The sequence below is a fragment of the Polaromonas sp. genome (assembly GCF_031411155.1).
Classification (GTDB): domain Bacteria; phylum Pseudomonadota; class Gammaproteobacteria; order Burkholderiales; family Burkholderiaceae_C; genus Polaromonas.
The window spans coordinates 1-11,805 of the sequence record NZ_JANOAL010000088.1 but is presented as its reverse complement, the minus strand read 5'-3'; the positions used below and the strand labels follow the sequence as shown (position 1 = coordinate 11,805).

8 protein-coding genes are annotated in these 11,805 nt (G+C 64.5%); 5 read left to right on the top strand and 3 right to left on the bottom strand.

Annotated features, from left to right (window positions below):
* From RMO23_RS05420 to RMO23_RS05410, 3 genes are all read right to left on the bottom strand, one after another.
* Positions 1-4,592: peroxidase family protein (locus tag RMO23_RS05420; protein ID WP_309679243.1), on the bottom strand; the 4,592-nt coding region annotated here is incomplete at its 3' end.
* A gap of 174 nt (positions 4,593-4,766) precedes the next feature.
* A complete protein-coding gene (locus RMO23_RS05415) occupies positions 4,767-5,060 on the bottom strand; it encodes a hypothetical protein (protein WP_309679242.1) in 294 nt (97 codons plus the stop codon).
* A gap of 447 nt (positions 5,061-5,507) precedes the next feature.
* Complete coding sequence (locus tag RMO23_RS05410) at positions 5,508-5,792, bottom strand: hypothetical protein (RefSeq protein ID WP_309679240.1); 285 nt, start codon at positions 5,790-5,792, stop codon at positions 5,508-5,510.
* Between RMO23_RS05410 and RMO23_RS05405 the strand changes: the two genes are divergently transcribed.
* The 5 genes from RMO23_RS05405 to RMO23_RS05385 form a co-directional block, all read left to right on the top strand.
* Positions 5,791-6,504, top strand: coding sequence for a TetR/AcrR family transcriptional regulator (locus RMO23_RS05405; RefSeq protein WP_309679238.1), 714 nt, complete (start codon positions 5,791-5,793; stop codon positions 6,502-6,504). The two genes, RMO23_RS05410 and RMO23_RS05405, sit on opposite strands and share 2 nt — an antisense overlap.
* The gene (locus RMO23_RS05400) at positions 6,501-7,385 is read left to right on the top strand and encodes an SDR family oxidoreductase (RefSeq protein WP_309679236.1); all 885 of its coding nucleotides are present in this window, start codon (positions 6,501-6,503) and stop codon (positions 7,383-7,385) included. The genes RMO23_RS05405 and RMO23_RS05400 overlap by 4 nt, the downstream gene beginning before the upstream one ends.
* Before the next feature lie 82 nt (positions 7,386-7,467).
* Positions 7,468-9,111: a carboxyl transferase domain-containing protein gene (locus RMO23_RS05395; protein WP_309679234.1), complete on the top strand. Its 1,644-nt coding sequence runs from the start codon at positions 7,468-7,470 to the stop codon at positions 9,109-9,111.
* A 21-nt stretch (positions 9,112-9,132) separates the two neighbouring features.
* The gene (locus RMO23_RS05390; RefSeq protein ID WP_309679232.1) at positions 9,133-10,296 is read left to right on the top strand and encodes an acyl-CoA dehydrogenase family protein; all 1,164 of its coding nucleotides are present in this window, start codon (positions 9,133-9,135) and stop codon (positions 10,294-10,296) included.
* 2 nt (positions 10,297-10,298) lie between these two features.
* Positions 10,299-11,805 (top strand): biotin carboxylase N-terminal domain-containing protein (locus RMO23_RS05385; protein ID WP_309679245.1); only part of this gene is annotated, 1,507 nt, incomplete at its 3' end.

The window sequence follows — 11,805 nt, the reverse complement described above, 5'->3', positions numbered from 1 at the left end:
GGAATGAAAATCGTGCCATTACCGCCCTTGGTCACCAGATCCAGGCCGTGATCAAAGAACTGGCCGAAAAAGGTCATCCACGAATTGAAAGGCGCCGACAGGCCGGCGTCAGGCGCGACGTTCTCGAAGAAGAACACGTCGCGGTCGTCGGCGGTGTTGAACTGGCCGTCAAGGCCCGGGCTCTTGACGATCTGGACGCCGTCTTTCAGCACGTCGTCGGCGGTATGCAAAAGGCCGTCTACGCCGGGATCGAACGCGGCCGCGTAGACGGCCGGATTGTTGGCCGTCTGGTCGACGATCAGGTTGCTGATGGTTCGCGGGTCCGCATCGGCGACGCTACCGGCTGTGCCATAGTCTGTATTGCTGATGGGGCCTGCCGGGCCGGGGCCGTCCGGATCAAACGTGTCACCATCCGCATCGTTCAGGAAGTTTGCCGGAACCAGGCGCGGGAAGGTCGAGTCGGCTGCACCGAACTGGCTCTGGCCCTGTACCAGGTTGTTTAGTGACCCGTCAACGGTGCGCAGGCCCATGGACATGCGTGGATTGGGGAGCAGGGAGCCCAAATCCGTACCGGGTACTGAATGCTTTTCCGCGATCAGAATCTGGTCGAGAAAGAACTGCAGGTCAGACCGGATGAAATGCACTCCGGCGCTGGTCGTTGGCGACTCGGCCGGTATGGGCGGCGCTGCGGCTGGGGCAACCCCGGCTGCGACGCTTGCGGTAGCGGCGGAGAACACCGTTTCCAGCACGCCGTTGGCATCCTGATAGACCGCCCTGACGCGCAGGTTCAGCCCCGCGAGATCCGGGGTGACCATGAAGGTCGGCCCGCTCACAGGCAAACCAGCCCCGCCCACAATGTCCTGGAAGGCGCCCGAACCAGGTACCGCTTCAAATTGCCAGTAGTAGCTGATCGGCCCGGTGATGGCCCCGGCCGTAGCGGTGTTGTCCGCATCGGTCACACCTGCGGCGGATGCCGTGAGCGTCTGGAATGCCGTCGGCGTGGTGTCGCTGATGGTCAGCAAGCCCGCCGGGCCGTTGTTGGTCCCGGACAGGACGACCACGCCATCGGCGAACTGCAGCCGCTCGATATTGGTGAGACGGTCGGTGCCGTCGATGCCGGCGCCAGCCTGGTGCGTGACCGTGGTCACGCCGCTGGTGGCGTTCGTGACCACGCTGTAGTCCGCCAGATTGCCGGAGAACACGGCCGTGTCAAAGTTGGGACCTGCAGCTGTCAGGACTTCCCGGACGGCGACGAGTTGGCTGGGGTTGATTTCCCCCGACAACATGCGCGGCACCAGATCCTTCAGGCTGTTGACGCTGTCAATCTCCAGGGCAGGATTGGTCGCAGACCGCACACTGATGCGCACGTTGAGCCACTTGTCGCCATCGATAAGGTCGTCACCGCCGCGGCCTTCGAGGATGTCGCTGCCGGCGCCGCCGAGGATGATGTTGCCCGCGCCGAACGAGGTCAGCGTGTTGGCGGCCACGCCCAGGGAGTTTGCGAGGAAGGCGCGCAGACCGGTGATGAGGTCAATATTGGTGAGCACGCTGCCGGTGAAGCCGGCGTTGACAATCGAGTCCGCGGTTTCATTGTCGCCGCGCAGCACGTCGCTGGAGGCCGATCCCGACAGGCCTTCCACCTGGGCAAACAGGGTCGTGGTGGCCGCCATGGACACCGGCACTGGCGCTTCATTGAAGGCACTGGCGAAGAAGTCGACGTTCACGCCGAACTGGCTGTTCTTGTAGGTGGCCCAGTCAAAACCGGACATGCCCTTCATCTTGTCTGGCCCGGCGCTGCCGACGAAAATGTCGTCACCGCCCTCGCCGATCATCTCGTCGAAGGTGCCGTCGCCTACAAAGATGTCGTTGCCGATCACCGAGTCGGTCCCTAACGGGTCGAAATTGTCGCCGGGCGCGCCGTCCTGGGTGCCAATCTCGATCCAGTCATCGCCTTCGTTACCAGCCATCTGGACGTTCATCTTGCTGCCGAGGATGAAATCGTTGCCCTCGCCGGCGATCACCTCGGTCACGTCATCGCCGGTGATGATGAAGTCGCTGCCGCGACCGGCGATGATCAGGTTGAAGCCATTGCCGCCGTGAATGACGTCGTTGCCGTCATCGCCCTTGATGACGTCGTCGCCGCCCATGTCGGTGATGATGTCGTCGCCGGCACCGCCCTGAAGGTCGTCGTTGCCATAGCCGCCTTCGAGGCGGTCATTGCCGCCGTCGCCATAGAGCGTGTCGTCGCCGTCGCCGGAGATCAGAATGTCATTGCCGCTGGGGTTGGCCAGGCTGCCTGGATTCGTGCCACCCAGGACGACATGGTCTTCGCCGGTGTATTGCAGGTAGTTCGCATCGGCGGTCGCCGTCGCCGGGTTGTCCCGGATGACGAGCGGAGTCAGCAGAATGCCGCCGATCGGGTCGGCATTGCCCGGCTGGTTGTCGGCAGCCTCATTGACCGGCGTGGCGAGATTGTCCAGCAGGATGCCGTCCGGGCCGGCAATCACACTGGCGTTGAACTGCTTGCTCGGATCGACTTCAAGGGTGTAAGTCGGGGTCGAGAACAGGAGCGCCGGGAGGTGGGTCACGTCGGTATTGAGCATCACCAGCTTGGCAAACGAGTTGTTCTCGAGCTCGTGGACGAAGTTGGTTCCGGCGAGGCGGTGCAGGTAGTAGAGGCGGTCGCCGTTTTGCAGCGCTTCAAGCTGGTTCTCGAAGACAAAATTGAAGGTCGAACCGAGCATGCCGCCAAAGGGCATTTTTTCTTCGGCCAGGCCGCCAATCCAGAGGTCGATGGCGTCAACGCCTGTGATAGTCACGCCGTTCGCCAGACTGGCATAGGCGCCGGTGCTGTTGAGGAAGTCGAGCCGGTCGGCCGGATTGGTGCCGGTGCCGAACACCAGGTCCATGGCTGCGGCGCGCTTGTCGGCGAGCGTGAGGGCGCTGGTGATCGAAATGTGGGTGCCATAAGCGGCAATGAAGTTGATAACGGACTCGGGATGCTTCAGGTGCTGCACGAGATCGGCCCAGCTGATGTAGGGCTTGAGCTGGCTGTCACCGGTGCCCGCATAAAACTCACGGCGTGCGGCGTTCAAGGTCGGCACGCCGGTATCGCGGCCACGCGCGATGTTGATGGCCGGCAGATCCAGAGGCAGTCCCAGCAGGTTGTTGCGCACGGCCTCCGTCACGAATTCGTCGATCTCGTTGCCCACCTGGCGCGTCAGGCCGCGGATGATGGCGCTGGTCGCGGCTTCAGCACTCACGGTGACGCCGCCGAGCTGATTAAACGCCAGCGGGTTGAGGAAGGCCTGGATCAGGCCAATCTCGCTGTTCTGGAAGTTGGCGTCGAGCCGGTCAATGGTTTCGGTCAGCATCGAGTGACCGAAGCGATAGACGGTATGCGCAAACTCGGCCACGATGGCTGGATTGATCGTGTTGTCGAAGTCGATGAAGGCGTCGACGTTGGGCTGAACGGTGCGGGCGAACTCTTCGAACACCAGGTGCTGGTACTGCATCTCGGTGCCGAGCTTGGCCGCCTGGAACAGGCGCTCGCCGTTCCAGTGCAGGCCAGCGATTTGCGCCGGGGTCGGCAACGCCAGCAGCTGGGCGTCCGGCATCAGCCACTGGTTCAGCAAGGCCAGGTCATTGGAGGCCAGGGCCACGTCCTTGGTCATCTGGACCAGCCGGTTGTGCTCGGAGTGGAAGATGGCATGCACGGCGGTCAGGCCGATGTTCTCGTTGACGCGGCCGTCACCGGCGATGTAGTGCGCGTCGAGCAGTTCGTTGTCATAAAAGCCTGCGGCCACCGGACCACCGGCGACGCCATCGGCATCCGGGGCCAGTGCGGCGCCGGTCTGGCCATTCACCGGACTGGCGGCGTTGGCAATATCGATGAGGAACTGGTGACCGGTGCGCACCGCGTTGGTCAGGTTGATGGGCGTGGTCAGATTGCCCTCAACGAGAAAATCATCGGCGGTATCCGCAATGCCGTCCGGGCCTTTCATCATGACCATAGGCAGGCCATTCGGGCCCTTGATGAAATTGCCATACGGGTCGGTGGCCAGCAGCGGAACATTGGAGACGTCGGCATCGGTGAGGTTGATGCCCAGCAGCGCGCGCGCCTGCGCCTTGACGACGGCCCAGGTGGCCATGCCACCAAGTTCGGTGTCGGCATCAAGCCCAGTGCCTCCAAAGTTGCCATCAGCGCCCAGATTGCGATTCGTGATCAGCCTGCCGGTGGCCACCGGGTCGCCGGCGGCGTTGAGTTCATAGGCGCGCAGGAAGACCTGGTGCGAGGGGTGCGAGGAATAGGTCTGGTTCTGGTCGACAAACGGCGAGGTGGTGTTTTGCTGCTCGTGGACGTCGTCGGCGGTGCCCAGGATGCCGTCCAGCCCCGGCTGGTTGGTGGCCCGCGTCAGGACCATGAAGTTGGTTGGGCTGCCCGGAACGAACAGCGGATCGTCCGGCTGCAGCGGAATGAAGATCGTGCCGCTGCCGCCCTTGGTCACCAGATCCAGGCCGTGGTCGAAGAACTGGCCGAAGAAGGTCATCCACGAATTGAACGGCGCCGACAGCCCCGCGTCTGCTGCCACGTTCGGAATAAAAAATGTCTCGAATGGCGTGCCGTCCGCGCGGGTGCCGCTAACCACCTCGGAGCCCGGCGTGGCCGCTGCGGCGGCGATCGCCGCCGGGTTGTTGGCGGTCAGGTCAACAATCAGATTGCTGATGGTGCGCGGATCTGCATCGGCGACGTTGCCGGTCAGGGCCTAGTTGGTGTTGGTCACGAGCCCGCCCGGAGCCGGACCATTCGCATCGAACGTATCGCCATCGTTATCGTTGAGGAATGTCGCCGGTACCAGGCGCGGAAAGGTCAGGTCGGCGGCACCGAACTGGCTTTGGCCCGGGATCAGGTTGTTGAACGTCCCGTCGATGGTCCGCAGGCCAAAGCCGACTTCCGGGTTCGGCATCAGGGAGCGCAAATCCGCGCCGGCCGCATGTTGTTCCGCGATCCTGATCTGCTTGAGGATGAATTCAAGATCGCTTTTGCTGAATGAAGCCATGGTCATTTCCCCTTTAACTGGTTTTCTGGGTTGCGGGGCAAGTCCGCAAAGTCCCGGTCAAGCAACAAACCAAATTCCGGAAAGACGGCCCACCGACTACGGTTGCTTCAGGTGTCGCGTCATCCGGATCATTGGCGGCGGCAATAAACAAACACATCTACAAACAATTCGGGGGATGTTGTTTCTGAATTGCCGCGCGCTTGAGGTCAGTGTGTTGCGAGATTTTTGGAGGAGCAATCCCACGGCTGGCTACCCAGTTGTGCCCGGTCCGGGTGGGGGAATACCCGGTAAACGGGGACTGCCTGCTGCACTCACATCAGGCGAAGCGGCTGCTTTCCGGGGTCTTGCGGGGCGCTTGGCGGGCCGCAGTCTGTAACTTCTGGCATCCGCAGCAATTTGCAAATTGTGTTACTCAGTGTATTAATTAAGGGAGTTTTAAGGGCATTCTCAGAAACATGTCAAATAAATGGGGTCGCTCAGGTCTTTTTTGCCTGGATCAACCTGCCATGGTGGCCATGGTGGCCATGGTGGCCATGAGTTGGCGCGGGCCCGGATGGCTGTTGAAAATTGAACTCCGACCGGCCCCTTGGCGCCGGGCGGCAAGTCGAAATTCTGGCTTTTGCGACTTAGGACGGTGGCTGGCCCGCATGCCCCATAGGCGGTTTTTGGGTCGATATTTTCACCAAGCAAACGCTTGCTAAAAATAACGCCGTTTGCTAAGGTCTGCTTCATGGATCAACCCACCGCGCCACACGACCCTGTCCCCGGCAGCCATTCCCGCGCGCCCTTCGCAGCTGATGCTGGCCCTGGCGCTGCGCCAAAACGACCCCGCGGCCGCCCGCGCAAAACCGTCGATGAGCGGGACGACGGGAATCGCCGGGTCGAGCTGATCAACGCGGCGGCCCGGCTGTTTCGCCGCAAGGGCTTTGACGCCACCAGCACCCGCGACATCGCCGCCGCCGTCGGCATGCACAGCGGCTCGCCGTTCTATCATTTCAAGAGCAAGGGCGCGCTGCTCTACGCGGTGATGGACGAAGGCATGCGTTCGGCGATAGAGCGGCAGACGGCGGCGTTGCGGGCGGCTGAGCAGGCGGCGCCCGATGCCGCGGCCGTGTTGCACCTGCTGATTCGCAACCATGTCGGCGTGCTGCTGGGGCCGGGCAGCGACTTCATTCCGGTGATGCTTTACGAGTCGCGCGCCATCACGGCCAGGCAGCGCGTGACCCTAGCCAAACTGCAAAGCGAGTACGAGTCGGCGTGGGCGCCGGTGCTCCAGGCGCTGAGCCAGCAGGGCCGGCTCAAGGGCCCGGTCAAGCTGGCGCGGCTGCTGATTTTTGGTGCGCTCAACTGGTCGGTGCAGTGGTTCGACGCCAAAAAAGACGCGTCGCTCGATGACCTTGCCGACGCCGCCATGGCACTTTTTATTCAGGACAGAACCGTATGAGTTACACCTCCATTTTCAAGCCCCATCTGCTGGCCGGCCAGGTGATCGTGGTCACCGGCGGCGGGTCCGGCATTGGCCGCTGCACCGCGCATGAACTGGCCGCGCTGGGCGCGCATGTGGTGCTGATTGGCCGCGCCATCGACAAGCTGCACCGCGTGGCCGGCGAGATCGTCGCCCAGGGCGGGCGCGTGAGCTTTCACCCCTGTGACATCCGCCAGGAGGAGGCCGTCCAGACCACCGTCACCGCCATCGTGGTCGCCCAGGGCCGCATCAACGGCCTGGTCAACAACGCCGGCGGGCAGTACATCACGCCGCTCGAATCCATCAGCGCCAAGGGCTGGGAGGCGGTCATCAACACCAACCTGACCGGCGGCTTTCTGATGGCGCGCGAATGCTATCTGCAGTCCATGCAGGCGCACGGCGGCAGCATCGTCAACATCGTGGCCGACATCTGGGGCTCCATGCCCAGCATGGGCCACAGCGGCGCCGCCCGCGCCGGCATGGTCAGCCTGACGGAAACCGCCGCAGCCGAATGGGCGCATAGCGGCGTGCGGGTCAATGCCGTGGCGCCCGGCTACATTGCCTCCAGCGGCATGGACCACTACCCGCCCGAGGCCGGTCCCATGCTGCGCGAGATGCGCCACACCGTGCCACTGGGGCGCTTTGGCACCGAAAGCGAAACCTCGGCCGCGATAGTCTTTCTGCTCAGCGAAGCCGCCAATTTCATCAGCGGCGCGACCTTGCGCGTCGATGGCGCGCGGCCCCAGGTGCGCATGGGCTGGCCGATGCAACGGCCGGATGCAGACGCCCTGCAGCGCGATGCCATCAAGCCGTTTGACGGTTTTCACCTGGCGGCCACGCCCAGGGTGTTTCAGGAATGAGCAGCGCCGGGCCGCCCCAAGGTGCGAAGGCCCCCCGGGGGGAAAGCGCAGCCCACGAAGTGGCAAGCGTGGGGACTTGGTCATGACTGTGTTCCAGTCCGCCTGGAATGCCGGCAGCGCGCAGGCCGGCCAGCGCCGCGCGGCCCTGCTGGCGCGGCTGGCGGCGCTGCGCGCGCTCGAAGGCCGCGCAACGGCGGCCTCCGAAAAATCCCGCCCGGTGTTCGAAAAACGCGGCCAGTTGCTGCCGCGCGAGCGGGTCGCGCTGCTGCTGGACGCGGGCACGCCGTATCTGCCGCTGTGCGCACTGGCGGGCTACCTGCAGGACAGCCAGGACGCCGCGCAGTCGGTGCCCGGCGGCGGCGTGGTGGCCGGCATCGGCTTTGTCAGCGGCGCGCGCTGCATGGTGGTGGCCAGCGATTCGGGCATCGAAGCCGGAGCGATTCAGCCGATGGGGCTGGAAAAAATCCTGCGCGTGCAGGAGATCGCGCTGCAAAACAAGTTGCCCTTCATTCACCTGGTGGAAAGCGCGGGCGCCAACCTGATGCGCTACCGCGTCGAAGGCTTTGTGCAGGGCGGCAGCCTGTTTCGCAACCTGGCGCGGCTGTCGGCGGCCGGCATCCCGGTCATCACGGTGCAGCACGGTTCGGGCACGGCCGGCGGCGCCTACATGCCGGGGCTTTCGGATGTGGTCATCATGGTGCGCGGCCGCTCGCGCGCCTTTCTGGCCGGCCCGCCGCTGCTGATGGCGGCCACCGGCGAGGTGGCGACCGAAGAAGAACTGGGCGGCGCGCTGATGCATGCCAGCCTGTCGGGGCTGGGCGAGCAGCTGGCCGAGGACGACCGGCATGCGCTGGGGCTGGCGCGCCAGGTGGTCGCCCGGTTTTCATGGTCAAATCAGGTCGCAGCCCTTGCAGAACGTGCACAGTATGCTACGAATTCAATAGCTGTCGAGCCGCTGTATCCGGCGGAGGACTTGCTCGGCCTGGTGCCCGACGACCTGCGCCAGCCGCTCGACATGCACGAGGTGATCGCGCGGCTGGTCGATGGTTCCGACTTTTTGCCCTTCAAGGCGCTGTACGGCGCCGCCACCGTTTGCGTGCAGGCCTCGATTGCAGGCCATGCGGTCGGCATCATCAGCAACAACGGGCCGATTGACGTGGCCGGGGCCAACAAGGCCACGCATTTCATCCAGCTGATGTGCCAACTTGGCCACCCCCTCATTTACCTGCAGAACACCACCGGCTACATGGTCGGCAAGGACAGCGAGCAGGCCGGCATGATCAAGCATGGCGCCAAGATGATTCAGGCGGTCAGCAATTGCAGCGTGCCGCAAATCACCCTGCAGTGCGGCGCCTCGTTTGGCGCGGGCAACTACGGCATGTGCGGGCGCGGCTATGCGCCGCGTTTTCTGTTCAGCTGGCCCAGCGCCAAAACCGCCGTGATGGGCGGTGAGCAGGCGGCCCGCACCATGCAGATCGTGACGGAGGCCGCGCTGGCGCGCAAGGGCCTCACGCCCGACGCCGCGCAGTCGCAAGCGCAGTTTGACAAGATCGTCGCCCTGTTTGAAGCCCAGGCCGATGTGGCCTGCACCAGCGGCCTGCTGCTGGACGACGGCGTGATCGACCCGCGCGACAGCCGGGCCGTGCTGGCGCAATGCCTGGCGATGTGCGCCGAGGCCGATGCGCGGCAGCTCAGGCCGATGCAGTTTGGCGTGGCGCGCATGTAAACAAACCCCAGGAGACAAACAATGCAGTTCACCCATGAGCACCGTGAAATCCAGAAAACCCTGAAGCGCTTCATTGAGGCCGAGATCAATCCGCACGTCGATGAATGGGAGGCGGCCGAGATGTTTCCGGCGCACGAGGTCTTCAAAAAACTCGGCAAGCTGGGCCTGCTGGGCCTGACCAAGCCCGAGGCATACGGCGGCGCGGGCCTGGACTATTCCTACGGCATGGCCATGGCCGAGGCGCTGGGCCATATCGACTGCGGCGGCGTGCCCATGGCCATCGGCGTGCAAACCGACATGTGCACCCCGGCGCTGGCCCGCTTTGGCAGCGACGCGCTGAAACGCGAATTTCTGTCCCCGGCGATTGCCGGCGACATGGTGGGCTGCATCGGCGTGAGCGAGCCCGGCGCTGGCAGCGACGTCGCATCGATCAAAAGCCAGGCCCGCAAGGACGGCGGCGACTATGTCATCAGCGGCCAGAAAATGTGGATCACCAACAGCCTGCAGGCCGACTGGATGTGCATGCTGGTCAACACCGGCGACGGCCCGGCGCATAAAAACAAGAGCCTGGTGATGGTGCCCATGGATTGCAAGGGCATCGAAAAAGCCCGCAAGATCAAAAAAATCGGCATGAACTCGTCCGACACCGGGCTGATTTATTTTGACGAGGTGCGCGTGCCGCAGCGTTATTTGATCGGCAGCGAAGGCGCCGGTTTTACCTACCAGATGCTGCAGTTTCAGGAGGAGCGCCTGTGGTGCGCCGCCAGCTGCCTCCAGTCGCTCGGCAACTGCATTGCCTGGACGGTGGAATGGGCGCACGAGCGCAAGCTGTTCGGCAGCACGCTGGCCGACCAGCAGTGGGTGCAGTTCAAGCTGGCCGAGATGAAAACCGAGGTCGAAAGCCTGCGCGCCCTGACCTACCGCGCCTGCGAGCTGTACCTGCAGGGCCAGGACGTGACCGAGCTCGCTTCCATGGCCAAGCTGAAAGCCGGGCGGCTGAACCGTCTCGTACCCGACACCTGCCTGCAGTTCTGGGGCGGCATGGGCTACACCTGGGAAAACAAGGTCGCCCGCATGTACCGCGATGGCCGGCTTGCCTCGATTGGCGGTGGCGCCGACGAGGTCATGATGGCCATCATCGCCAAGACCATGGGCCTGGCCAGGACCGGCAAAAAAGCTTCATGAACATCCGGTGCCTGCTGATCGCCAACCGCGGTGAAATTGCGCGCCGCATCCAGCGCAGCGCCCGCGCCCTGGGCATCAAGACCGTGGCCGTGTATTCAGACGCCGATGCCCAGGCGCTGCATGTGCGGGAGGCCGACATCGCCTGCGCGCTGGGCGGCAACAGCCCGGCCGACAGCTATCTGCGCATCGACAAGCTGATCGCCGCCGCGCGGGCCAGCGGCGCCGATGCGGTGCACCCCGGCTACGGCTTTCTCAGTGAAAACGCGGCCTTTGCCGAGGCGGTGCTGGCGGCGGGGCTGGTCTGGGTCGGCCCGCCGCCCGCCGCCATCCGGCAACTGGGCAGCAAGGCGGCGGCCAAGCAACTGGCACACGCCCGGGGCGTGCCCTGTTTGCCCGGTTACCAGGGCCCCGACCAGTCGGATGCGCGCTTTCAGGCCGAGGCCGAAAGCATCGGCTACCCGGTCATGGTCAAGGCGGTGGCTGGCGGCGGAGGGCGCGGTATGCGGCTGGTACCAGCGGCCGCCCAGCTGCCGGCAGCCCTGCACGGCGCGCGATCGGAGGCCGAATCGGCCTTTGGCAGTGCCGAGCTGCTGATCGAAAAAGCGCTGCTGAAGCCGCGCCATGTCGAGGTGCAGGTGTTTGCCGACGCGCACGGCCATTGCATCCACCTGGGCGAGCGCGACTGCTCGGTGCAGCGGCGGCACCAGAAACTCATCGAGGAAACGCCCAGCCCGGCGGTAAATGCAGACTTGCGCGAACGCATGGGCGCCTGCGCCATCGCGCTGGCGCAGGCGGCGGGTTATGTGGGCGCCGGCACGGTGGAGTTTTTGCTGAGTGATGGTGAATTCTTTTTGATGGAGATGAACACCCGGCTGCAAGTGGAACACCCGGTGACCGAGGCGGTGACCGGGCTGGACCTGGTCGAATGGCAGCTGCGCGTGGCCCAGGGCGAGCCCTTGCCGCTGACGCAGGAGCAGGTGAGCTTTAGCGGCCACGCCATCGAAGTGCGGCTGTGCGCGGAAGATGAAGACTTCACGCCGCACACCGGCCGGGTGCTGCGCTTTCGCGAGCCGGCGGGGGTGCGCTTTGACCACGCGCTGGCCGAGGGTCTGCAGGTGTCGCCGTACTACGACTCGATGCTGGGCAAGCTGGTGGCCCATGCCGCCACGCGCGCGGCGGCGATCGACCGGCTGGCCGCCGCGCTGGACCATACCGAGGTGCTGGGCCTGCCCAGCAACCGCGCTTTGCTGGCCGCCTGCCTGCGCCAGCCGCGTTTTCGGGCCGGGCAGGCGCTGATTCCGTTTCTGGCCGATGAGGGCGATGCGATTCGTGAGTCGCTACAAAAAAAAGAGCAAACTATGCTTGATTTGATTGGGCTAGCGGCACTTTTTGCCCCTGAAACGGCGTCCGGACCGGCTGCCGGCGGCCTGCCTTGCCCGTTTCCGCGTCCGGTGCGGCTGCGCCATCGCGGCCGGTTGACGGAGCGGGCCGTTAGCGGCGTGCCCGTCA

Coding starts and splice junctions, on each gene's coding strand:
- RMO23_RS05415 (WP_309679242.1), bottom strand. CDS start 5,060: ATGGCTTCATTCAGCAAAAGCGATCTTGAATTCATCCTCAAGCAGATC.
- RMO23_RS05390 (WP_309679232.1), top strand. CDS start 9,133: ATGCAGTTCACCCATGAGCACCGTGAAATCCAGAAAACCCTGAAGCGC.
- RMO23_RS05410 (WP_309679240.1), bottom strand. CDS start 5,792: ATGAAGCAGACCTTAGCAAACGGCGTTATTTTTAGCAAGCGTTTGCTT.
- RMO23_RS05395 (WP_309679234.1), top strand. CDS start 7,468: ATGACTGTGTTCCAGTCCGCCTGGAATGCCGGCAGCGCGCAGGCCGGC.
- RMO23_RS05405 (WP_309679238.1), top strand. CDS start 5,791: ATGGATCAACCCACCGCGCCACACGACCCTGTCCCCGGCAGCCATTCC.
- RMO23_RS05400 (WP_309679236.1), top strand. CDS start 6,501: ATGAGTTACACCTCCATTTTCAAGCCCCATCTGCTGGCCGGCCAGGTG.